Origin of the sequence: Lentzea sp. NPDC092896 (assembly GCF_044754905.1) — a bacterium.
In the GTDB taxonomy this organism is placed as follows: Bacteria; Actinomycetota; Actinomycetes; order Mycobacteriales; family Pseudonocardiaceae; genus Lentzea.
The window spans coordinates 706468-729303 of the sequence record NZ_JBIVPX010000003.1 but is presented as its reverse complement, the minus strand read 5'-3'; the positions used below and the strand labels follow the sequence as shown (position 1 = coordinate 729303).

The window sequence follows — 22836 nt, the reverse complement described above, 5'->3', positions numbered from 1 at the left end:
TTCATCACTCCACGTCGTACGGACCGAAAACCGGACCGGTTCAGTACCGTCTCAGTTGGCGGGCGCGTAGAAGGTGTAGAGCGCCTTGTACGGAACGGAGGTCTGCGCACCGGCCGTGCAACCACCGGCCGGAGCGACGCCGCCCTCGGTCGCGAGGCGCTGAACGTAGGTGACCTTGCCGAACAGGCCGTCGCCGCGAGCGGTCTTGGTCTTGAGCAGGAGCTCGGGCACGGCGCCCTTGATGTCGTTCTTGGCACCGTCGACGGGGGTCGCCTCGACCGCGCTGCCGTCCACGGTGGAGATCCAGACGGGGCCGCGGGAGTGGATGATGATCGGCTTGTCGTTCTTGTCCACGAGGGTCGCGGTGGGCTCTAGACCCTTCCACGCGTTGCCAGTGCACGAGTACGTCTGGACGCCCGTGGCCTGGTATTCGCCGACCAGCTTCTGGCCTGCCGGGACCTGGACGGCTGCCGCGACGGGCGCGTCCTCGGCCTGAGCGACGGGAGTGGGGGTCGCGGTGCCGGCGGTGGGGGTGCCACACGCAGCAAGACCCAGAAGAGCAGCAGCACCAACGAGAAGACGAACATTCACGATTCACTCCAAAGTGGACAGCCAAAGTGGACTTTCCCGATTTCGGCTGTCCGCGGTGCAGCCACCCATCACACGGACGGGCGGCCGCACCGGTTCACAAGATCAGAGTGAGCCGGACCACACGATCAGTCGCAGATCTTCCTGCGGTCCTTGCGCCACACCACCGCGACGGACGGACGCGGCTGCGAGGTGCCACCGTCCGGCCAGTGCGACAGCGGGTTGTTCGCCGAGGCGCCGTCGATCTCGCCGGGGTGCTGCACGGACACCAGCACGAAGTCCTCGGTGACGACGGGACCGCAGGTCTCCGCACCCTTGGGCACCGTGAGGAACTGCTTCACGAAGCCGCGGCGCTTGCCGGCGACGGGCAGCGCGAACAGGCCGTCGTTGGAGCCCAGGGCGTTGCCGTCCGTGGAGATCCACAGGTTGCCGTGCGTGTCGAACGCGACGTTGTCCGGGCACGAGATCGGACTGACCTGCGACTTGTCGAAGCCGCCGAAGTACGTGCCGGGGTCCTTGGGGTCGCCGCAGAGCAGCAGCAGCTTCCACGAGAACGCCAGCGCGGTGTTGTCGCTGCGGCGCTCCTCGATCTCCAGGACGTGGCCGTGCTTGTTGCCGTTGCGCGGGTTGATCTCGGTCGGGCCTTCCTTGCCCGCCTTGCCGCGGTCGGTGTTGTTGGTCAGCGCGGCGTAGATCCGGCGGTTGTGCGTCGAGGGCTCGACGTCCTCCGGGCGGTCCATCTTCGTGGCGCCCATCTTGTCCGCGGCCAGGCGCGTGAAGACGTAGACCTCTTCCGCGGTGAAGCCGGGCACGAACGACTTGTCGTTGTGCGCCAACGCGATCCACTCGCCGGAGCCGTCGAACTCGCCGTCCTGCGGCAGCGTGCCGAGGCCGTCGATCTCGGCGGCCGGGCTGTCGCCGGTGAAGCGCGCGACGTACAGCGTTCCCTTGTCCAGCAACTGCTTGTTGTGCTCGCGGGCGCGCTTCGAGTCGCCCTTCTGCATCTTCTCGTCCGTGACGAACTTGTACATGTAGTCGAAGCGCTCGTCGTCGCCCATGTACGCGACCACACGGCCGTCCTTGGCGACGATGACGTTCGCGCCCTCGTGCTTGAAGCGGCCGAGCGCGGTGTGCTTGACCGGCGTCGACGTCTTGTCGAGCGGGTCGATCTCGACGATCCAGCCGAAGCGGTTGGCCTCGTTGGGTTCCTGGGCCAGGTCGAAGCGCTTGTCGAACTTCTCCCACTGGCGCAGCGACGCGCCGCCGCTGATGCCGTAGCGGGCGAACTTGGCCTTCGTGTCCGGGTCGGTGACCAGGCTCGCGTTGGCGAAGTACTGGTTGAAGTTCTCCTCGCCGGACAGGATCGTGCCCCACGGCGTGACGCCGCCGGAGCAGTTGTTCTGCGTGCCCAGAACCTTCTTGCCCGTCGGGTCGGCCGAGGTCTTGAGGAACTTCGAACCGGCGGCCGGGCCCTTCACCTCGAACGGCGTGGTCAGCGTGATCCGGCGGTTGTACTTCTTCTTGTCGTCCGGGCAGACGAAGAGCTTGCCCGTGCGGGGGTCGCGGTCGACCATCACGACCGACAGGCCGTGCGCGGCCCACGCGATCTTGGCGTGCTTCTCGGTGATGGTGGTCGGCGTCCAGTCCTTGAACATGAACGACTCGGTCGTGTACTCGTGGTTGCTCACCATGAGCCAGCTGTCGTGGTAGCCCGGCACCGGGACGAGACCGCAGAAGTCGTTGTTGAAACCGAACTGCTTGGCCTGTGCCTCGGGCGTCTGGTTGTCGAAGTCGAACTTCGGCGCGTCGTCCAGCACCCCGTCACCCCAGCGGATGACGACGTCCTGCTGGAACCCCTGGGGGATGGTGATCTGGTCGAGGGTGTTGGGCGCCACCGGCTCGAAGTTCAGACCGTCGTTGCCGCCGCGACCGAGGTCGAGGTCGACGTTCACCGGGGCTGCCGCGGCCGAACCGGAGAACGCGAGCGCGCCGGCACCGGCGGCCGCGACGACCGCACCTGCCTTCAGCATGCCGCGCCGGCTCACGACCTCCTTGACGACGTCGCCGAAGTACGCGTTGGCGGACGAGTTGGGCGCCTCGTGCGCACAAGCGTTGCCGCAGCGGAACTCGCAGGTGACGGCCTGACGTCCGAGCGGGTGGTTCGTCGGGAGCAGGGGCAGCATGCGGCGGCCCCGATCGGTGGGTGAGGACACGCAGGCCTCCGAGATCGGTCAGTGTGGGAACTGGCCGAACCTAAGAGCCCAACGAGATCGCCTGCCGTCCAGAAGGTGAACGGCAGGCGAACTCGTACTACTCCCGAACGATCACAGCACTCAGGGTGATCAACCGATTTCACCCAGCTGACGACGACCCTTGCGCCACACCGCGACGACCGACGGACGAGGCCTCGCGGTACCCCGGTCCGGCCAGTTCGAGGCGGGCTTGTCGGCACTGGCGCCGTCCACCTCGCCGGGGTGCTGCACGCACACCGTGATCACCCGCTCGCCGATCACCGGACCGCAGGTCTCACCACCGCGCGGCACCGTGAGGAACAGCTTGAGGTGCCCGCGTTCCGGCCCTTCCAGCGGCACGCCGTAGAGGCCGTCGTTGAGCCCGTCGAGCTTGCCGTCGGCGTCCGTGGAGATCCACAGGTTGCCGTGCCGGTCGAACGCGACGTTGTCCGGACTGGAGATCGGGCTGACCTGCGACTTGTCGTAGCCGCCGAAGTACGTGTTCGGGTCCTCCGGGAAGCCGCAGACCAGGAACAGGTCCCAGTTGAACGTCAGCGCGAGCGCGTCGTTGCGGCGTTCGACGATCTCGATGACCTGGCCGTGGCGGTTGTTGACGCGCGGGTTCGGTTCGGTCGCGCCTTCCTTGCCCGCCGTGACACCACGTTCGACGTTGTTGCTCAAAGCGCAGTAGACCGCGCCGGTGCGCGGGTGGCACTGGATGTCCTCCGGGCGGTCCATCTTCGTCGCGCCGACCTTGTCCGCCGCGATGCGCGTGAAGACGTACACCTCCTCGGCGGTCATGCCGGGCACGAAGGACTTCTTGCCCGCGGCCAGCGGAATCCACTCACCCGTGCCGTCGAACTTGCCGTCGCTGGGCAGCTTTCCGGTGCCGTCGATCTCGGACACGGGGCTGTCGCCCTTGAACTTCCCGACATACAGCGTGCCGTCGTCGAGCAGCGTCATGTTGTGGCGGCGCGCGGCTTTGCTGTTGCCGTGCTTCATCTTGCCGTTGGAGATGAACTTGTAGATGTACTCGAACCGCTCGTCGTCACCGGAGTACGCGACGACGCGGCCGTCGTCGGCGACGCGGATGTTCGCGGTCTCGTGCTTGAACCGGCCGAGGTGCGTGTGCTTGATCGGCGTGGAGTCCGGGTCGTGGGGGTCGAGCTCGATGACCCAGCCGAACCTGTTGACCTCGTTGGGTTCCTGGGCGAGGTCCCAGCGCTTGTCGAAGCGCTCCCACTTGCGCGTGGTCGCCGTGCCGGTGACGCCGTAGCGGGTCAGCCTCGGGTCGTTGCGGCCGGCGGCGTTCGCGAAGTACTGGTTGAAGTTCTCCTCGCCGGACAGGATCGTGCCCCACGGCGTGACGCCGCCGGAGCAGTTGTTGATCGTGCCGAAGACCTTCTTGCCCGACGGGTCGACGGACGTCTTGAGCAGGTCGCTGCCCGCGGCAGGACCGCGCACCTCGAACGCCGTGTTCAGGGTGATGCGGCGGTTGTACTTGCTGAAGCGCGGCCGGTAGTGGCCGGAGAACAGCGAGCGCTTGATCATGAACACCGAGAGGCCGTGCGCGGCCCACGCGATCTTCGCCTGTTCCTCGGTGGGGTTGTTCGCGTCGTAGCCGCGGAACATGAACGGCTCGCTGGTGTACTCGTGGTTGGTGACCATGATCCCGGTCAGTTCCAACGGGTCCAGCGGCAGGATCGCGGCGAAGTCGCAGTTGAAGCCGAACTGCTTCTCCTGCTTCGCGGCGGTCTGGTTGTCGAAGTCGAACTCGGGAACGCCGGGGAAGAGCGGATCGCCCCAGCGGATCACGATCCCCTGCTCGTACCCCTCGGGGATGACGACCTCGTCCTTGGTGTTGACCTCGACGGGCTTGAAGTCGAGTCCCCTGGGTGGGCGGCCCTGGGACTCGGGCGCGGCGGCGGTGTCGGGAGCGGCGGCGGCGGTGGCCGGCAGCGAGACGGTGGCGGCTGCTGCGACGACGGCACCGGCTTTGAGGGCGGTCCGCCGGCTGACCAGGTCGCCGAAGTAGGTGTTGTCCGAGGTGTTCGGGACCTCGTGGAAGCAGGCGTCGCCACAGCGGTACTCACATGTCACCGCTGCTCTGCCGACGCGATGGTTGACGAGCGGCAGGGGGATCATGGTGGTGGCCTCCTACGGTCGGTGCGGGAACCGCGACCGACCGTAGTTCACCTTTTGTTAACCCACTAGCTGCTCGCTCGCGATCACGACTTCCGTAGGTACCTCGTGCGTATCAGTACGGTTGAACGCCAGCAGCACAGCGGCGACTCCGCACAGCACCGCCGCCACGACGAACGGCTGAGCGAGGTGGCTCACGAACGTCGCCGCCAGCGCGCCGCCGAGCCAGCGCAGGAAGTTGTACCCGGCGCTCGCGACCGGCCTCGGCGCGTCGCTGACGCTCATCGCGGTTCCGGTGAACAGGGTGTTCAGCAGGCCGCTGACCAGGCCGGAGATGACCACGGCGACCACCAGCAACGGCTTGCTCGGCACCGCCATCAGCAGCATGAGCACGGCGAACGCGAGGACCGACCCGATGATCGCCGCCTTCTCGCCGACGCGGTCCGCTAGCCGTGGCGCGAGGAAGACGCTCGAGACCGCGACGCACACGCCCCAGCCGAAGAAGATCAGTCCGATCTCGACGGCGCCCCAGCGCAGGACGAACGGCGACCAGGCCAGAACCGTGAAGAACGCGGCCGTGTAGAGCGCCGCTCCGACCGAGGTGCGCAGCAGGACCGGGTTCCTGAGGGCCTTGAGCGGGTCGAGCAGGCCGATCTTCGGACGTTCCAGGTGCGAGTCCCTGGCCAGGAACGTTGCACAAAGGATCAACGCGACGGCCATGAGAACCGCGGTGCCGAGGAACGGCCCGCGCCACGAGAAGCTGCCGAGCAACGCGCCGAGCAGCGGCCCGACGCTCAGACCGAGGCCGAGCGCGGCTTCGTAGAGCAGGATCGCGGCCTTCTGCCCGCCACTGGCCGCGCCGACGATGACGCTGAGCGCGGTGGCGATGAAGAACGCGTTGCCGAGCCCCCACACGGCCCGCAGTCCCACGAGCTGGCCGATGCTCCCTGCCGCCGAGCACGCCAGCGTGGCGACGACGATCAGCGCGAGCCCGCCGACGAGCGTGCGCTTGGCCCCGAACCTCGCCGTCGCGGCGCCCGTGAAGAGCATCGCCACGACCTGAACACCGAGGTAGGAGGAGAAGAGGAGGGTGACCTGCGCGGGTGTTGCGTGCAGACCCTCCGCGATGGACAACAGGATCGGGTCCACGAGCCCGATCCCCATGAAGGCGATGACCGCGGCGAACGCCGTGATCCACACCTGCTTGGGCTGAGCTTTGAAATTCACTTAGCTATCCTAACCGATTTTGCTTAGCATAGCGAAGTATCGTGGCCCACAAGGTACGGTTCTCGGCGTGGATGCGGTGATCTTCGACCTCGACGGCGTGCTGATCGACTCCGAGCAGGTGTGGGACGAGGTGCGCCAGGCGTTCGCCGCCGCGCACGGCGGCACGTGGACCCCGGCCGCCACCCGTGCCATGCAGGGGATGTCGACGCCCGAGTGGGCCGCGTACCTGGTGTCGGACGTGGGCGTGCGGCTGACCGCCGCGGAGACGTCCGCCGGCGTGGTCGCCGAGATGGAGAAGGCCTACGCCGCACACCTGCCGGTGATTCCGGGCGCTGTCGACGCCGTTCGCGCGGTGGCGTCCCGCTTCCCGGTCGCGATCGCGTCCTCGGCTCCGGCCGTGCTGATCAAGGTGTTCCTGGAGGTGACCGGCCTGCCGGTGCCCGTCGCGGTGTCGTCGGAATCGTGCGCCGCCGGGAAGCCGTCACCGGACGTGTACCTCGCGGCCGCCGCGCAACTGGGCGTTTCTCCGGCTTCCTGTTACGCCGTCGAGGACTCGACCAACGGCTTGAAGGCGGCTCTGGCGGCGGGCATGACCGTGCTGGCCGTGCCGAACCCGCACTTCCCACCCGCCGAGGACGTGCTGGCTCAGGTGCGGGTGCTGTCCTCGATCGCCGACCTGCCGGACGCGCTGGCGTAACTGATCGCGGCCATGCCGATCGCGATGCACGTGCAGGCGATGACGCCCTTCGGCCAGTAGATGTGGCTGCTGAGGAACAGGTAGCTGCCGACCAGCAGGAAGACCGCCCCCGGCAGGGCTTTGAGCCTGGCCTTGAGCACCGCGCACACCACGATCGCGAGGCTGGCCGCGAAGAAGCACCACGCGCCCACGGTCCCGAGCTGGTTACCGATCTTGAACAACGGCTCGTCGGCGGCGGTGCGGCCGCCGTTCGCCAGCGTCATCGCACCGCCGCCGATACCCGCCAACGCGTCCAGCGCGCCGTAGAAGACGACGTACCCGAAGGTGGCCGCGCGAGCCGGGTAGCGGACGTACTTCGGGCTGTCGTCGAGCAGGACCCATTGCGCCGCACCGAGCAGCGGGAAGATCACCGCCAGGATGATGTGCATGTTCTGCCACCACTGCGCGGTCGACGCGTCGAGGTGGTGCGGGTGGGTCAGGCCGATGCCGGCGAGGATCAGGCCGGGGAGGGCGACGAGCAGCGTGCGCACCGGCCGAACCTAGCGGTGATCACTGCTTTCCCCGCTAGACTCGCCCACTTTCAGGCGATTCGACCGAGCAAGTCGAACCTGTGTTCGATAGGATGTGGCAGTGGTGAACCGGCGTGAACAGGCGGCGTTCCTGCTCGCACTGCGCGACAGCGAGCGCGGCTGGGCCGACGTCACGAGCGCCGTGGAGGACGCGGGATCCGCCCTGTCCGCACTGGAGTCGCTGCTCACCCCCGACCAGCCGACACTGGACCACATCGCTCCCGACGTGGCAGGCCGCCTGGAACTGGTCGAGAAGGAGATCGAGTCCTGGGAGGACGAGGGCATTCACCTCGTCACCGTGCTGGACGAGCAGTACCCGGTCCAGTTGCTCATGGTGCATCAGCGGCCGCCTTTCCTGACCTGCAAGGGTTTCCTCGACCCCGCCGACCAGTTCGGCGTCGCCGTCGTCGGCAGCAGGCACGCGAGCGCGCGAGGACTCCACATCACACGCGAGATCGCGACAACACTGACCAAGCACGACATCACGGTCTTCAGCGGCCTCGCGGCCGGAATCGACACGGCCGCGCATCGAGCCGTTGTGGACGCCGGAGGCCGGACGGTGTCAGTGGTCGGCACCGGCCTGCGCCGCTGCTACCCGGCGGAGAACACCGACCTCCTGCAGGAGATCGCCAGGACGGGAGCCGTGCTGTCGCAGTTCTGGCCGGACGCCGGTCCAGCCAAACACCACTTCCCGATGCGCAACGCCGTGATGAGCGGCTGCAGCGTCGCGACCGTCGTCGTCGAGGCGGGCGAACACAGCGGCACCCGGATCCAGGCACGGCTCGCGCTGGAGCACGGCAGGCACGTCTTCCTGTTGCCCGAGGTCGTGTCCGGCACGACCTGGGGCAGCGAGATGTCCGAGCGACCGAACACGACTGTCCTGGAAGGTCCCGATCACCTGCTGCGCGTGCTGGACGAGTTGCGCGCCGGAGTCCCGGACCTGATCGACCTCTGACGTGAGCCCGCTCAACCGCATCTCCGAGAGCTACCTCAACATCCTCGTTCCGCCACCAGCGCGTGGGCCGAACGTGTGCGGGGTCTGCCGCAGGACCACCGATGGCTATCCCCGATGCTGGCAGTGCAACCAGCACTTCCAGTCTCACGGCGCCGAACTGGCCGACGAGGTCGTGCCGATCTCGATGGCGGTGGACGACGGCCAGCTGGTCCACGTGCTGGGGAACTACAAGAACAACAGGTTCCCAGGCGTGCGGAAGCAGTTCACCAACGAACTCGCCGGCGTCCTCGCGACCTTCCTCGCCGGACACCGACGGTGCCTTGGCGAGTTCGACGTAGTGACGGTCGTTCCGAGCACGAGGCAACGGGCAGACGGCCATCCGCTCGTCGACATTCTCGGACGACGGCTTGGCAGCACCCGTGCGGACTTCGCCGAGGTGCTCAGCACTTCCGGCGACAACTCCCGGCTGCTGCGGCCGGACGAGTACGTCGTCCACGCCGATGTCGGAGACAGGCGGATTCTGCTGATCGACGACCAGTGGACGTCCGGTGCCAGCCTCCAGTCATCGGCCATCGCCCTCAAGCGCGCCGGAGCAGCGCGAGTCGTCGGCCTCGTGATCGGGCGGCGAGTCGATGCGGGATCGCGCGGCACGTTCGACTGGGAAGTCTGCGCTGTCTGCCTGGGGAGCTGACTAGCGTGGCGGGTATGACGCAACGAGTTGCTGTGGTCACCGGCACCGCGCAGGGCATGGGCCTGCGGATCGCGGACGTGCTGCGCGAGGACGGGTTCGCCGTCGTCGGCTTCGACCTGCAGGAGAGCAAGGACGGGATCGTCGGCAACGTCGCCAGCGCCGCGGACGTCCAGCGCCTGACCGATCACGTGACCAGCACTTACGGCCGTGTGGACGTGTTGGTCAACAACGCCGGGATCGCCGGCATCGTGCCGTTCGAGGACACGAGCCTGGAGCAGTGGGAACGGATCATGGCGGTCAACCTGACCGGGCCGTTCCTGCTCACGCAGGCGTTGGGCAAGGTCATGCTGGAACAGAAATCCGGCAGCGTCGTCAACATCGCGTCCGTCGCCGGGCTGCAGGGGGTGGCGGACCGGGCCGCGTACAACACGACGAAGCACGGGCTGATCGGGCTGACGCGCACGCTCGCCGTCGAGTGGGGCGGGCGGGGGATCAGGGTCAACGCCGTGTGTCCCGGCTGGGTCAAGACCGAGATGGACGTCGAGTCGCAGGCCGGCGGGTACTACGTCGACGAGGACATCACCGACCACGTGCCGATGAACCGGTTCGCGGCGCCGGACGACATCGCGCAGGCCGTGCGGTTCCTGGCCAGTGACAACGCTCGGTACATCAACGGAGTCGCGCTGCCGGTCGACGGCGGGTGGACCGCGGACGGCAGCTGGCAGAAGCTGCGGCTCTCGAAGCGCTGAACGTGAAGGGCCGCCCTCCGCGAAGGAGAGCGGCCCTTCACGGCATCAGACTTCGCCGCGAATGAACTTCTCGACGGCCTCGTGCGCCTCGGAGTCCGAGTACTGCACGGGCGGGGACTTCATGAAGTACGACGACGCCGAGAGGATCGGGCCGCCGATACCCCGGTCGAGGGCGATCTTCGCCGCGCGCACGGCGTCGATGATGATGCCCGCGGAGTTCGGGGAGTCCCAGACCTCCAGCTTGTACTCGAGGTTCAGCGGCACGTCGCCGAAGGCGCGACCCTCCAACCGGACGTAGGCCCACTTGCGGTCGTCGAGCCACGCCACGTAGTCGGACGGGCCGATGTGGACGTTGCGCTTGCCCATCTCGCGGTCCACCTGGGACGTGACGGCCTGGGTCTTGGAGACCTTCTTGGACTCCAAGCGCTCCAGTTCCTTCATGTTCAGGAAGTCCATGTTGCCGCCGACGTTCAGCTGCATGGTGCGGTCGAGCTGGACACCGCGGTCCTCGAAGAGCTTCGCCAGCACGCGGTGCGTGATGGTGGCGCCGACCTGGGACTTGATGTCGTCACCGACGATCGGGACGCCGGCGGCGCGGAACTTCTCCGCCCACTCCGGGTCCGACGCGATGAAGACGGGCAGGGCGTTGACGAACGCCACACCGGCGTCGATCGCGGCCTGGGCGTAGAAGCGGTCCGCGTCCTCGGAACCCACCGGCAGGTACGAGACCAGCACGTCGACCTCGGCGTCACGCAGCGCCTGAACAACGTCGACCGGCTCGGCGTCGGACTCCTCGATCGTCTCCCGGTAGAACTTCCCGAGACCGTCGAAGGTGTGACCCCGCTGGACGACGACGCCGAGCGGCGGCACGTCCGCGATCTTGATCGTGTTGTTCTCGCTGGCCCCGATGGCCTCGGAGAGGTCGGTACCGACCTTCTTCGCGTCGACGTCGAACGCTGCGACGAACTCGACATCGCGCACGTGGTAGTCGCCGAACTGCACGTGCATCAGACCGGGCACGCGGGTGTTCGGGTCGGCGTCACGGTAGTAGTGGACGCCCTGCACCAGCGACGCCGCGCAGTTGCCCACCCCGACGATGGCCACTCGAACGGTGCGGCGGTTTTCGCCCATTGCCGAGTCCTCCTTGATCAACAGTGAATCGCTACTCGTCCTGCTCGGACTTCTCGTGCGCGATGAGCTCGTTGAGCCACCGCACCTCGCGCTCCGTGCTTTCCAGGCCTTGGCTGTGCAGCTCACGGGTGTAGCGGTCGATCTGCTCACCCGTGCGCGTGAGCCGCTCGCGAAGCCCCTCCCTGCGTTCTTCGACACACCGCCGGCGGCCTTCCAGGATGCGCATCCTGACGTCGGCCGGCGTGCGTGAGAAGAACGCCAGGTGGACTCCGAACGAGTCGTCGTCCCAGGTCTGCGGACCCGCGTCGGCCAGGAGATCGGCGAACCGCTCCTTGCCCTCCGGCGTCAGCTTGTAGACCTTGCGAGCCCGACGTCCCCAGGAGAGAGCCGATTCCTCCGGCCCCTCCTCCACGATCAGGCCCGTCCTCTGGAGTCGCCGCAGTGTTGGGTACAGCGATCCGTAGGAGAACGCGCGAAACGCTCCGAGCAGGTCATGCAAGCGCTTGCGCAGCTCGTAGCCGTGCATGGGCGCCTCGTGCAGCAGGCCGAGCAGCGCGAACTCGAACACGAGTCACCTCCTCGCACCTGCACCGATAGGTGAGGCGATTATATCGGCTCGATACATCGATGGCTCCTTGCAACTGTGGGATGTGGCACACCGTGATACCGCGCCGGACCTCGCTGCCCTGAACGGCCCATCATCGGAAAGCGGTCGGCACGTACTCTGGTGACGTGTTGACCCAACGGCAGGTGGTGGACTACTCGCTGCAGCGGCGTGCGCTGCTGGCGGAGGTCTATGCCGGTCGGACGGGCACCATGGAGGTCTGCGACGCGAACCCGTACCTGCTGCGAGCTGCGAAGTTCCACGGGACGGCGACCGACGTGCCCTGTCCGGTGTGCCGCAAGGAACCGCTCACGCACGTGTCGTGGGTCTACGGTGACGAGCTCAAGCACGCGGCCGGCTCGGCACGCACGCCTGAAGAACTGGTGAAGATGGCGAACCTCTTCGACGAGTTCTCCGTGTACCTAGTTGAAGTTTGTCGCACGTGCAGTTGGAACCACCTGGTGCAGTCATACGTCCTGGGGAAGCGTGGGCTGGAAAAGCCACGCAGGCGAACTGCGGCGGAATGACCCACAGGTGACACTGCTCCGAATGAAGTACGACCACCGAACCGTGTGCTGATGCACGCCGGTCTGGGAGGCCTTTTCACGTGAACGACCAGCATGATGACCGGCAGCGCGGAGGCGAGCCGCAGTGGCCGACCGGGGACGACCCGGACGGCGGCGGCACGAGGCGCGATGTCCCGAATCAGCCGCGACCGGGCACCCCACCCGGCGGTTTCGCGCGCCCTCCCCAGGGTGGCACGCCACCTGGTGGTTTCCCACAGCAGCAGCCCCCACGCCGCCCGAACGGACCAGGCGGTCCTCAGGGCGGTCCTGGTGGGCCTCAGGGCGCTCCAGGGCGTCCCCAGGGACCGGGGATGAACGGTCCCGGCGGTCCGCAGGGCGGGCCCGGTGGTCCGGGCGGCCGTCCTCCGACGCCTCCCGGCGGGATGCCGATCGCGCCGCCGCCCGGTGGCCGTCGCCCCGGTGGACCTGGCGGACCCGGCGGCCCTCAGGGCGGTCCTGGTGGTCCCGGTCGCCCCGGCATGCCCCCGCGCAACCCCGGTGAGGAACGCACCACGCAGATGCCGCCGGTCAACCGGCCGCCGCAGCGCGAACCCGAGCTCATCACGCACCGCGAGCCGGACGACGAGTTCCTCATGGCCGGTGTCGCCGACGATGACGACGAGTACTACGACGACGAGCCGGAGCTCACCGAAGAGGAGGAGCGCCGTCTGCGCAAGAAGAAGATCTGGAAGCGCGTCCGAATTGGTGCGTTCGTCGCGATCGGCCTGATGATCCTCGGCCCCGTGATCGCCATCGCGGTCGCGTACCCGCTCGTCGAGTGGCCGCGCCCGAACGAGATCGCGGACGCCCAGGACAAGACGATCACGTTGCTCTACTCGGACAACACCGAGATGGGCAAGATCACCTCGCCCGGTCAGAACCGCACGATGCTGACGTACGAGGAGATTCCGGACAACGTCAAGAACGCGGTCATGGCCGCGGAGGACGCGAACTTCTACGACAACCCCGGCTTCGACGCCAAGGCCATCGTCCGCGCCGTCTGGATCCAGGCGACGGGTGGTAGCTCGGGTGGTTCCGGTCTGACGCAGCAGTACATCAAGAAGGCCACGGGCAACGAGGAAGCGACGCTGACTCGTAAGTTCACCGAGCTCGTCAAGGCCTACAAGATGAGCAACGAGTCGGACCACAACACGATCCTCACCGCGTACCTCAACACGGTGTACTTCGGTCGTGGCGCGAACGGCTTCAAGGCCGCCTCGCAGGTCTACTACAACAAGCCGATGAAGGACCTCAGTCCCTCCGAGGCCGCGCTCATCTCGGGCATGATCCAGACGCCCTCCTGGTCCGAGGACGAGGAGTACTCGAAGAAGCGCTGGGAATTCGTGATGGGCCAGATGCTTCAGAAGAAGTGGATCAGCCAGGCCGACTACGACGCCCGCCAGTACCCGCAGCCGCTGCCGTTCGAGCAGACGCAGCCCGCCGGTCTCGACGGCCCGCTCGCCCGCGTGAGCCAGCAGGTCCAGAACGAGATCGACAGCGAGCTCGTCGGCCTCACGATGGAGAAGGCGCAGAAGGTCGGCGTCACCGTCCACACGACGATCGACCCGAAGATGCAGCAGGCCGCGGTCGACGCCGTGAACTCCGTGATGGACGGCCAGGACGCCGACCTGCGCACGTCGCTCAGCGCGATCGAACCGCAGTCCGGCGCGGTCAAGGCCTACTACCCGGGCAAGGACGGCCTCAAGGGCATCGACTACGCCAAGGGCACGATCCAGGAGGCCGGCTCGTCGTTCAAGCCGTTCGACCTGGTGGCCGCCCTGAAGATGGGCAAGGGCATCGGCGACACCTACGACGCCACACCGCGCAAGATCGCCGGCGTCGAGATCCGCAACGCCGGCACCAGTCAGTGCGGTAAGCAGTGCCCGATCAAGCAGGCCATGAAGGAGTCCCTCAACACCGTGTTCTACGACATGGTGGCGGGCCCCGAGGGCACTGGCACGAAGGCAGTGGCGGACGCGGCGCACGCGGCCGGCATCCCGAAGGTCGTCCGGGTGGGCGGCCAGGACAAGGAGACCCTGGTCGGTGAGGGTGGCAACCCGCCCACCGCCGGTATCTCCATCGGTGCCGACAGCGCCCAGGTGCGGCCGTTCGACATGGCCTCGGCGTTCGCGACCTTCGCGGCTCGCGGCATCTACCGGGCTCCGTTCTTCGTCACGAAGATCGTGGGCCCCACCGGTGACGTCCTCTACCAGCACGTCGACCAGCCGGTGCCGGCGTTCGACCCGGTCGAGACGAAGAGCCGCGACATCGCCGACAACGTCACCGAGACGTTGAAGGAGATCCCGTCAGGGCCGATCGCGTGCGCAGGCGGCCGCCCGTGCGCCGGCAAGACCGGTACGCACGAGCTCCCCGGCAGCGTCGACCAGAACTCGAAGGCCTGGATGGTCGGCTACACGCCGCAGCTGTCCACCTCCGTGTGGGTCGGCAAGGACCAGGGCAACGTGGCCATCAAGAACAAGCAGGGCAACCCCATCTTCGGTAGTGGCCTGCCTGGTCTGATGTGGAAGAAGTTCATGGACACGGCACTCGCGGGCGCACAGAAGGAGGCGTTCGCGAAGCCGGTCCCGCTGGGCAACTTCAACCCGCCGCGCAAGTCGGACCCGCCGTCGCCGCCGCCGAGCAACCAGCAGCCGAGCAATCAGCAGCCCAGCAACACGCAGCCGAGCAACACGCAGCCGTCGCAGACCAAGCCGACCAAGCCGTCGGGCTGTGGCCAGATCATCTGCCCGCCGTCCGGCCCGCCGGACCCGAGCGGTGACCCGGACCCGGGCCGCAATCCGGGTGGCGGCTAAAGATCGATCATGAGAAAGGGCCTGACGCGTACTCCGCGTCAGGCCCTTTCTGCTTCGGTCCAGGGATGTTGACCACGGCGAAACGGTCTTGGCCGTAACATCCGCGACGTGCCCAGCAGCCCTGCCGAGCTTCCCGCCGAGGCCCCCGAGAAGGACCTCTCCGAGGAAACCGATTCGCTCACTCGCGAAGAGCGCGTCGCCCCGACCTGGACCGAGTCGCTCGCCCGCGGTCTGAGCAGACCGTTCGGCGGTCCCCTCGGCGAGCACGCGCAGATCGGCCGGAACTACTTCTGGACGGCACTGCGGGTGATCCTGATGCTCGCCGTGGTCACGTTGATGCTGGGGTGGGTGCAGAAGTCACCGTGCATCCAGCAGTACACGGACGACAAGGGCGTCGTGCAGCTCGACTGGCGGGGCAGCAAGCAGTTCACCGCCCTCTGCTACTCCGACACCGTGCCGCTCTACACCGCGGAACGGCTCGACCAGCGCGGTGCCTTCCCGTACATCACGTCCTGGAAGGACGACGAGGGCAAGCCGACCGAGCACGTCCGGTACATGGAGTACCCGGTCGTCACCGGCGTCTTCATGTGGCTCAACGCGCGGGTGGCGCAGGGGCTCGTGGCGCTCGTCCCTGGGCTGCCGATGACGGTGATCGTGTTCTTCGACGTCACCGCGTTCTGGCTGGCCGTGGCGTGGCTGGTGACCGTGTTCTCGGTGGCCAGGATCGCCCGGCGCCGAATGTGGGACGCGGCGATCGTGGCGGTGTCCCCGCTGGTCATCGTCCACGCGTTCACGAACTTCGACACGATCGCGACGGCGTTCGCGACGGCCGGCCTGCTGGCGTGGGCGCGCAAGAAACCCGCGCTCGCCGGCGTGCTGCTGGGGCTCGGTGGTGCGGCGAAGCTCTATCCGTTGTTCCTGCTCGGGCCGTTGCTGTTGTTGTGCTGGCGGTCCAAGAGGATCAAGGCAGGCCTCACCACCACCGCAGCGGCCATAGGCGCGTGGGCGCTCGTCAACGCGCCGATCGCCCTGAACCCGGCCTCGCAGACCGGGTGGCGGGAGTTCTTCCGCCTCAACACCGAACGCAACGCCGACCCGGACACGCTCTACAACGTCCTCGTGCAGTGGACGGGGTGGCAGGGCTTCGATCCCGGGCTGACGCAGGGGCAACCGCCGACGGTCCTCAACACCGTCAGCTCCGTGCTGTTCCTCGTCTGCTGCGCCGGCATCGCCTACGTGACCCTCTCGGCGCCGACGAGACCCCGGCTCGCGCAGCTCGGGTTCCTGGTCGTGGCGGCGTTCCTGCTGACGAACAAGGTGTGGAGCCCGCAGTACTCGCTGTGGCTGGTGCCGCTGGCCGTGCTGGCGTTGCCGCGCTGGAAGCTGCTGCTGGCGTGGATGACGGTCGACGCGCTGGTGTGGGTGCCGCGCATGTACTTCTACCTCGGCACGGACAACAAGGGACTGCCGATCGACTGGTTCCTCGGCGCCGTGCTGCTGCGGGACGCGGCTGTCATCACGTTGTGCGTGATCGTCCTGAAGGAGATCTACCACCCGGAGCGCGACCGCGTGCGGATGGCGGGCGACGACCCGTTGGCGGGCGTCCTGGCCGATGCGCCGGACCGGCAGCTCGTCAGACCCGCACGAGGCGAGCCATCGCACCGAATGCGGTCCCGTTCGGATGCAGGTGATCACCGGAGTCGAACTCCGGACGCAGTCTGAGCGGATCGGCGGGGTCGCGCACGGCCTCGTCGAAGTCGATCGCGGCGGGGAAGGTGGCGCGGATCCACGCGTTCACCTTCTGCCGCTGCTGTTCCTTCTCCTCGGTCCACGTGTACCAGCCGTGCCACGGCGTGATGGTGCCGACGTGGAACTCCACGCCCGCGTTCTGGCACCGCAGCTGAACGGTGCGGATGCCGGCGATGACGTTCTCGGCGCTGACGCCGTTCTGGATGTCGTTGATGCCGCCGAGCAACACGACCTTGCGCACTTCCTTGCTGTACAGGACGTCCCGGTGCACACGGGTGACCATCGGCGCCGTGCCCAGCACCACGCCGTTGCCGTTGATGCCCGCGTTGAGCACCGCGTAGTCGGTCTCGACCAGCGACGGCCAGGTGTTCTCGGCGAACCCCTCGGTGATCGAGTCGCCGAACATCACCACCGCACCCGGCGCGGTGAAGCCCGCGACCTCGACGGCCGAGACGAGGCAGATCTGCTCGCGCGTCGACGTGATCGTCCGATGGGCGCGTGCCTGACACGGCGTGCCAGCGGGGGAGTACGTGCTGATGTCGAGCGTCTTGGTGACCTTGAGCTGCACGGCGTCGCTGTAGACGTCGTCGCGGGCCCTGATCGTGACGGAACGGGACCTGCCGAACGTGAGCTGCCGCGTCTCGCCGTCAGCGGTGACGGTGACCTGCTCGACGCGGACCGGCTTGATGCCCATCAGGTTCGACAGCCGCACCCGGACCGACGTGCCGCCCGCCGCGAGGTCGACGGTCGTGCGCACGCTCTGGTCCGGCACGGAGCTCGACAGCGTCGGCACGGCCTGCCACACGGGCAGCCAGCGGATCACCTCCGAGCGCACGGGCACGCCGGAAGCGCCGCAGGCCAGCAGCAACGCCAGCACGATGATCACCCTCACGGGTGAAGTCTGCGGCTGATCAGGTCTTCGCTGCTACGGCCCCGCGGAGGAACTTCAGGTCTTCGTGATCGTCCTCGGTCACGTCCCTGGCCTTGAGGAAGACCACGAACAGCGCCACGAGCAACGCGGCCCTGCCCCACACGCCGATCATCACGGCCTGCGCGGAGAAGCTGTCGTAGATCCCGGCCGGCTGACCGAACTCGATCGCCCAGAACCAGCGGAAGATGCCGATGCCCATCGCGAGGTCGACCACGAAGTAGGCGAACGCCCAGGCCAGCCGCACGCGCAGCAGCACGAGGAACGGCACCAGCCACAGCGTGTACTGCGGCGAGTGGACCTTGTGCAGCAGCATGAAGCCGCACAGCATCGCGCCGGACACCGCGATCCACGGGTAGGTGCCCTCGCGCCGGAACCGCATCCAGCCGTAGCCGGCGGCGATCGCGAACGAGATCAGGATCGTGATCGGCGAGATGACGCCGACCAGCGACTGCATCGCGTCGTCGCCGATGAACGGCCGCAGGCCCCAGTACCAGATCGAGTTCGTGGTGATGTCGACCCGGCGCAGCTGCTGGAACTCGAACGACGCCGCCCAGCCGTCGTAGCCGGCGATCGCGAACGGCAGGTTGACCAGTACGACCGTGATGATCGAGGCGAGCCCGACCTTGACCGCGCCGGCGATGTCGAACTTCTTGCCATCCGGCATCTCCTGGCCGCGCCAGCCGCCGGTGGCGACGAAGAGCATCAACGGCAGCACGAAGGCGGCCGGGTAGACCTTGAACGCGAACCCGAGCCCGAGCAGCACGGACGCGACCGTGGCTCTCTCGACCAGCGGCCGGTTCCAGCGGTGCACCACGAAGACCGCGGCGACCGAGCACAGCACGACCGGCAGGTCCCAGTTGTGGAACGCGTAGAGGATCAGCGGTGGACCGATCGCCCACAGCAACGCGCGCCAGCGGGCGAGTTTGCCCAGCAACCAGCCCGTGAGCAGGCCGAACGGCGCCATCAGCAGCGACGAGTAGAGCAGGTACTCCGCGTCGTTGTGCGCGAAGATCGCACCCGCCCAGATGATCAGGCCGGAGAGCACGGGGTACTCGACCGAGCCCCCGATGAGGGTGCCCTTGTCGTTGATGTTGCCGTCGACGTACGGGAAGACGTGCCGGTCGATGTCGCGCCCGATCCAGAGGTGCTGGATGTCGGAGTAGCAGACGTCTTCCTTGTTGCGCTCGTCGTAGTCGGGCTGCGTGCGGCCCCACTGGTCGAACGCGGGACCGGTGCAGCGGTCCTTGTTGATGAAGCCCAGCAGCAGCGTGAGCCCGCACAGCAGCACGAGCACGACAGCGGCGGGCCTGCCGAAGCGGTTCACGAAACGCCCGGCGTCGCCTCGCTCGGGCGTCACGCTCACCACCTCGTGCACGGAGTTCACCGGCCGGCGCGGTCGCGCAGGAAGGCGATGTCGTCGGCCTGGCCCTCGTCCGGCGTCTCCACCACGACGGGGCATCCGGCGGTGGCGACCACGGCCGCCAGCTGGTCGGCGTCGATGGTGCCAGTCTTGATGTTGTCGTGCCGGTCGCGCGAGGAACCGAACTCGTCGCGTGAGCTGTTGAGGTGCACCAGGTCGATCCGGCCGGTGATGGCTTTCACCCGATCGACGATGCCGACCAGGTCCTCACCGGCGGCGAACGCGTGGCAGGTGTCGAGGCAGAAGCCCGCGCCGAACTCGCCGACCGCGTCCCAGAGCAGCTTGAGGGAGTCGAACGTGCGGGCCATGGCGCCGTCGCCGCCCGCGGTGTTCTCGATCAGGACCGGGACCGCGAAGCCGCCGTCGGCGACCTGGCGTTCGAAGAACTTGCGCCAGTTCGCGAAGCCCTCCGCCGGGTCCTCGCCCTTCGTGACGTGCCCGCCGTGCACGATCAGGCCCTTCGCGCCCACGGTCGCGGCGGCCTCCGCGTGCTGGATCACGTTCTTCCTGGACGGAATCCGGATCTTGTTGTTCAGCGACGCGATGTTGATCATGTAAGGGGCGTGGACGAACACCTCGAGGTCGGAAGCGAGCAGGGCTTCCGTCTGCGGATGAGGTTTGGGTTTCTTCCAGCCCTGGGGATCCGACAGGAAGAACTGGACGACCTCGGCCCCGCGTTCGGCCGCGGCGCCGACCGGGTCGTCGTCGCGTACATGGGCCCCGATGCGCATACGCAGGAGGGTAGTCGGCGTCCATAACGCCATCGCAGCCGCCGCCGATAGGAGTAATTGGAAAAACTGGGGATGGTCTACGTCACCACCAGGACCTACGGTCGTTACTTGAGAGTAGGAAAGGGGTTCGCATGAGGCTGTTGAGCGTCGCCGCCACGGCGTTGCTGGCCCTCGTGTCCGCTTCGGTGGGCGGGGTCGCGCACGCGGCAGATCCCATCGTGGTCGGCAGCTGTGCCACCACCGTGCAGGGCGCGCCCGGCACCCCCGTCTCTCTCAGTCCGGCAGCCGTGACGCAGCCGATCACGGACCTGGTGCGCGCCGTGCCGTTGCTCGGGCCGCCGCTCGCGGAACCGTTCAAGCAGGCGTTCGCGCAGGCCAAGCCCATGCCGATCGGCGCGGTGCAGGTCGGCACGACGACCATCAGCGGTGCCACGATCGCGAACGCCGTGATGGCGGAGGTCCAGAAGATCCCGCTGCTCGGCCCGATCCTGGGCACGCTCGACAAGACCGTCCGCTCGACGCTGACGCAGGGCTGCCAGGTGACGCTCGTCGCCGTCAACCAGGTCGTCGCGCCGATCCAGGACGGGTCCAAGGCGATCGCGGACGCCTCGCAGCAGGCCACCGGCGCGATCCCCGGCGCACCGAAACCGCCTGGTCAGCAGCCTTCTCCGCAGCCCGGCACCCCGCCCGGTCAGCCCGGCACGCAGCCGGGGATCCCCGGTGTGGGCGCGGGCGCGCCGAGCAACCGCGACTTCTCGCTCTACCCCATCGGCTCGAACTTCGGCCGGGTGCCGCTGTTCAGCTACGGCTCGCTGCCGTTCGCGATGCCTGGCCTGTACTCGCCGTCGCCCGGCGTCCGGTACGGCTCGCAGGTGCCCCGCGCGTCCAACGGCACCGGTATCGAAGGTGACTCGGTGCAGGCGGCCGGCCGCGCCACGGCGTTGCCCCGGCTGAGCGGTCCCGGCGGTGTCGGCGCTCCGGTGCTGGTCGCGGTGCTGCTGCTGGCCCTGGTCACGGGTGCGCTGGTGCGGACCTGGGTGCTCCGCCGCACCCCTGCGTAGTCGCCGGACGCGCTCTGTTAACCTTTGTCAGTTGCTGACGCGACGACCCTCCTGCCACGGAAAGCCCGTGGCCGTGAGTCCACAGGAGGTGAGTGGTCCTCATGCGTCATTACGAAGTGATGGTCATCCTCGACCCCAGTCTCGACGAGCGCACGATCGCGCCGTCTCTCGACACGTTCCTCAACGTCATCAAGACGTCGGGCGGCAACGTCGAGAAGGTTGAAGTTTGGGGCAAGCGCCGGTTGAGCTTCGAGATCAACAAGAACAGCGAGGGCATCTACGCGGTGCTCGACCTGACCTCGACGCCCGACGCGGTGAAGGAACTGGACCGCCAGCTCGGTCTGCAGGAGACGGTGCTCCGGACGAAGGTCCTGCGCCGCGAGCCCGCCAAGTCGGCCGTCAAGGCCTGACGAACCTGAATTAGGGGAGCTCCCAAGACATGGCTGGTGAGACGACGATCACGGTAGTCGGGAACCTGACTGCCGACCCCGAACTGCGCTTTACCCAGTCCGGTGCGGCGGTGGCCAGCTTCACGGTCGCCTCCACGCCCCGCACGTTCGACAAGAATTCGGGCGAGTGGAAGGACGGCGAAGCGCTGTTCCTGCGGTGCAACGTGTGGCGGCAGGTCGCCGAGAACGTGGCCGAGTCGCTCACCCGCGGTTCGCGAGTGCTCGTCTCCGGACGGTTGCGCCAGCGTTCCTTCGAGACGAAGGAAGGCGAGAAGCGCACTGTCGTGGAGCTGGAGGTCGACGAGATCGGCCCCTCGCTGCGCTACGCGACCGCGAAGGTCAACAAGGTCAGCCGTGGAGACGGCGGCGGTGGCGGCGGCTTCGGCGGCGGCGGCGGTCAGCAGTCTCGCGGCGGTGGCGGTGGCGCGCCGGCAGACGACCCGTGGGGTTCCGCCCCGCCGGCCGGCTCTGGTGGCTTCGCCGACGAGCCCCCCTTCTAGACCGACTGCACCGGTCATCCAGTACTTCACTCATCGCGTATTCAGGAGTTAGAGACACATGGCCAAGCCGCCTGTGCGCAAGCCCAAGAAGAAGGTCTGCGCCTTCTGCAAGGACAAGAGCGCGTCCCTGATCGACTACAAGGACACGACGCTGCTCCGCAAGTTCATCTCCGACCGCGGCAAGATCCGTGCCCGCCGCGTCACGGGCAACTGCTCGCAGCACCAGCGCGACGTCGCTGTTGCCGTGAAGAACGCCCGTGAGATGGCCCTGCTGCCCTACACCTCGACCGCTCGCTAAGAGAAGGAGACACTGCGATGAAGCTCATCCTCACCGCTGACGTTTCCGGCCTTGGCGCTCCCGGCGACATCGTCGAGGTCAAGGACGGCTACGGCCGCAACTACCTGCTCCCGCGTGGCTTCGCGATCGTTGCGACCCGTGGCGCGCAGAAGCAGATCCAGGTCATCACCCGCGCGCAGGACACCCGCCGCGTGCGCGACCTGGACCACGCCAAGGAGATCAAGACCGCGCTCGAGGGTCTCTCCGTGGAGCTCAAGGCCAAGGCCGCTGCCGGCAGCACCAAGCTGTTCGGCTCGGTCACCGCGTCGGACGTGGCGGCTGCCGTCAAGTCCGCCGGTGGTCCGGTCCTGGACAAGCGCGCCATCGAGCTGCCGGGTCACATCAAGACCACGGGCAAGCACTCGGTCACGGTTCGCCTCCACCCCGAGGTCACCGTCGCCCTGCCGCTGGTCGTCACCGCCGGCGCGTGATCTTTGGGCAGAACCGCCACACGTTGGTGGGGATCGCCCACGGTTCGGTTTGCTGAAGCGCCGCCTACCCGGAATGCTCCGGGTGGGTGGCGCTTTCGCTCGTTCGGACCAGTGCCGCTCTGTCCACGTCCTGTGGATAAACCGCGCGTTCAGCGTGGTCGCGACACGCCGAAGAGGGTGTTTTTCGCGACACGCCGAGGGTGTGGCGCACAACTTTTTCCACAACTTGTGCACAGCCACTGAGCTGCGGTTACTTCTGTCACT

22 protein-coding genes are annotated in these 22836 nt (G+C 67.6%); 12 read left to right on the top strand and 10 right to left on the bottom strand.

Annotation, left to right across the window (positions count from 1 at the left end; all coding sequences use genetic code 11):
- Positions 1-51 precede the first annotated feature (51 nt).
- The 4 genes from ACIQF0_RS19285 to ACIQF0_RS19270 form a co-directional block, all read right to left on the bottom strand.
- A complete protein-coding gene (locus ACIQF0_RS19285; protein ID WP_401030995.1) occupies positions 52-591 on the bottom strand; it encodes a DUF3455 domain-containing protein in 540 nt (179 codons plus the stop codon).
- Positions 592-716: 125 nt separating this feature from the next.
- Positions 717-2771, bottom strand: a complete 2055-nt coding sequence (locus tag ACIQF0_RS19280; RefSeq protein WP_401031482.1) for a PhoX family protein — start codon at positions 2769-2771, stop codon at positions 717-719.
- 159 nt (positions 2772-2930) lie between these two features.
- Positions 2931-4964, bottom strand: a complete 2034-nt coding sequence (locus tag ACIQF0_RS19275) for a PhoX family protein (RefSeq protein ID WP_401030993.1) — start codon at positions 4962-4964, stop codon at positions 2931-2933.
- Between the two features lie 57 nt (positions 4965-5021).
- Positions 5022-6188 (bottom strand): MFS transporter, encoded by a 1167-nt coding sequence (locus ACIQF0_RS19270; RefSeq protein WP_401030991.1) that lies wholly within the window; start codon positions 6186-6188, stop codon positions 5022-5024.
- Between the two features lie 67 nt (positions 6189-6255).
- Between ACIQF0_RS19270 and ACIQF0_RS19265 the strand changes: the two genes are divergently transcribed.
- Positions 6256-6885, top strand: coding sequence for an HAD family hydrolase (locus tag ACIQF0_RS19265; RefSeq protein ID WP_401030989.1), 630 nt, complete (start codon positions 6256-6258; stop codon positions 6883-6885).
- Here ACIQF0_RS19265 and ACIQF0_RS19260 read toward each other — a convergent pair.
- The gene (locus ACIQF0_RS19260) at positions 6834-7415 is read right to left on the bottom strand and encodes a hypothetical protein (RefSeq protein WP_401030987.1); all 582 of its coding nucleotides are present in this window, start codon (positions 7413-7415) and stop codon (positions 6834-6836) included. The genes ACIQF0_RS19265 and ACIQF0_RS19260 overlap by 52 nt on opposite strands.
- Positions 7416-7515: 100 nt before the next feature.
- Between ACIQF0_RS19260 and ACIQF0_RS19255 the strand changes: the two genes are divergently transcribed.
- Genes ACIQF0_RS19255 through ACIQF0_RS19245 form a run of 3 tightly spaced genes read left to right on the top strand, consistent with a single transcriptional unit; the run spans position 7516 to position 9849 of the window.
- Positions 7516-8409 (top strand): DNA-processing protein DprA, encoded by an 894-nt coding sequence (locus tag ACIQF0_RS19255; RefSeq protein ID WP_401030985.1) that lies wholly within the window; start codon positions 7516-7518, stop codon positions 8407-8409.
- 1 nt (position 8410) lies between these two features.
- Positions 8411-9100 carry a ComF family protein gene (locus tag ACIQF0_RS19250; RefSeq protein ID WP_401030983.1) on the top strand — a complete coding sequence of 230 codons (690 nt, stop codon included), beginning with the start codon at positions 8411-8413 and terminating at the stop codon, positions 9098-9100.
- 14 nt (positions 9101-9114) lie between these two features.
- Positions 9115-9849 carry an SDR family NAD(P)-dependent oxidoreductase gene (locus ACIQF0_RS19245; RefSeq protein ID WP_401030981.1) on the top strand — a complete coding sequence of 245 codons (735 nt, stop codon included), beginning with the start codon at positions 9115-9117 and terminating at the stop codon, positions 9847-9849.
- 45 nt (positions 9850-9894) lie between these two features.
- Here ACIQF0_RS19245 and ACIQF0_RS19240 read toward each other — a convergent pair whose 3' ends face one another.
- Together ACIQF0_RS19240 and ACIQF0_RS19235 are read right to left on the bottom strand one after the other, a co-directional pair.
- A complete protein-coding gene (locus ACIQF0_RS19240; RefSeq protein WP_360040367.1) occupies positions 9895-10980 on the bottom strand; it encodes an inositol-3-phosphate synthase in 1086 nt (361 codons plus the stop codon).
- Positions 10981-11011: 31 nt separating this feature from the next.
- Positions 11012-11548: a PadR family transcriptional regulator gene (locus tag ACIQF0_RS19235; RefSeq protein WP_360040364.1), complete on the bottom strand. Its 537-nt coding sequence runs from the start codon at positions 11546-11548 to the stop codon at positions 11012-11014.
- 164 nt (positions 11549-11712) lie between these two features.
- Here ACIQF0_RS19235 and ACIQF0_RS19230 point away from each other — a divergent pair, with 164 nt between their 5' ends.
- From ACIQF0_RS19230 to ACIQF0_RS19220, 3 genes are all read left to right on the top strand, one after another.
- The gene (locus ACIQF0_RS19230; RefSeq protein ID WP_030480154.1) at positions 11713-12111 is read left to right on the top strand and encodes a DUF5318 domain-containing protein; all 399 of its coding nucleotides are present in this window, start codon (positions 11713-11715) and stop codon (positions 12109-12111) included.
- A 350-nt stretch (positions 12112-12461) separates the two neighbouring features.
- Positions 12462-14963 carry a transglycosylase domain-containing protein gene (locus tag ACIQF0_RS19225; RefSeq protein ID WP_401030978.1) on the top strand — a complete coding sequence of 834 codons (2502 nt, stop codon included), beginning with the start codon at positions 12462-12464 and terminating at the stop codon, positions 14961-14963.
- A gap of 108 nt (positions 14964-15071) precedes the next feature.
- A complete protein-coding gene (locus ACIQF0_RS19220; protein ID WP_401030977.1) occupies positions 15072-16685 on the top strand; it encodes a glycosyltransferase family 87 protein in 1614 nt (537 codons plus the stop codon).
- On the opposite strand, the gene ACIQF0_RS19215 is transcribed toward ACIQF0_RS19220, so the two are convergent.
- From ACIQF0_RS19215 to ACIQF0_RS19205, 3 genes are read right to left on the bottom strand one after another with little or no spacing between them, the layout of a single operon-like run.
- Complete coding sequence (locus ACIQF0_RS19215) at positions 16597-17604, bottom strand: GDSL-type esterase/lipase family protein (RefSeq protein WP_401030975.1); 1008 nt, start codon at positions 17602-17604, stop codon at positions 16597-16599. The genes ACIQF0_RS19220 and ACIQF0_RS19215 overlap by 89 nt on opposite strands.
- 19 nt (positions 17605-17623) lie before the next feature.
- A complete protein-coding gene (locus tag ACIQF0_RS19210; protein WP_401030973.1) occupies positions 17624-19000 on the bottom strand; it encodes a glycosyltransferase family 87 protein in 1377 nt (458 codons plus the stop codon).
- 23 nt (positions 19001-19023) lie between these two features.
- A complete protein-coding gene (locus tag ACIQF0_RS19205) occupies positions 19024-19794 on the bottom strand; it encodes a deoxyribonuclease IV (RefSeq protein WP_401030971.1) in 771 nt (256 codons plus the stop codon).
- Between the two features lie 131 nt (positions 19795-19925).
- On the opposite strand from ACIQF0_RS19205, the gene ACIQF0_RS19200 reads away from it, so the two are divergent.
- The 5 genes from ACIQF0_RS19200 to rplI all read left to right on the top strand — a co-directional run bounded on the left by ACIQF0_RS19200 (position 19926) and on the right by rplI (position 22572).
- Positions 19926-20855, top strand: a complete 930-nt coding sequence (locus ACIQF0_RS19200; protein ID WP_401030969.1) for a hypothetical protein — start codon at positions 19926-19928, stop codon at positions 20853-20855.
- Positions 20856-20956: 101 nt separating this feature from the next.
- On the top strand, positions 20957-21265 hold the full coding sequence (rpsF, locus tag ACIQF0_RS19195) for a 30S ribosomal protein S6 (RefSeq protein ID WP_093596207.1): 309 nt from the start codon (positions 20957-20959) through the stop codon (positions 21263-21265).
- 29 nt (positions 21266-21294) lie between these two features.
- Positions 21295-21804 carry a single-stranded DNA-binding protein gene (locus ACIQF0_RS19190; RefSeq protein WP_093595232.1) on the top strand — a complete coding sequence of 170 codons (510 nt, stop codon included), beginning with the start codon at positions 21295-21297 and terminating at the stop codon, positions 21802-21804.
- A 58-nt stretch (positions 21805-21862) separates the two neighbouring features.
- Positions 21863-22102 (top strand): 30S ribosomal protein S18, encoded by a 240-nt coding sequence (rpsR, locus tag ACIQF0_RS19185; RefSeq protein ID WP_030480165.1) that lies wholly within the window; start codon positions 21863-21865, stop codon positions 22100-22102.
- Between the two features lie 17 nt (positions 22103-22119).
- Positions 22120-22572, top strand: a complete 453-nt coding sequence (gene rplI, locus ACIQF0_RS19180) for a 50S ribosomal protein L9 (RefSeq protein WP_401030966.1) — start codon at positions 22120-22122, stop codon at positions 22570-22572.
- Positions 22573-22836 lie beyond the last annotated feature (264 nt).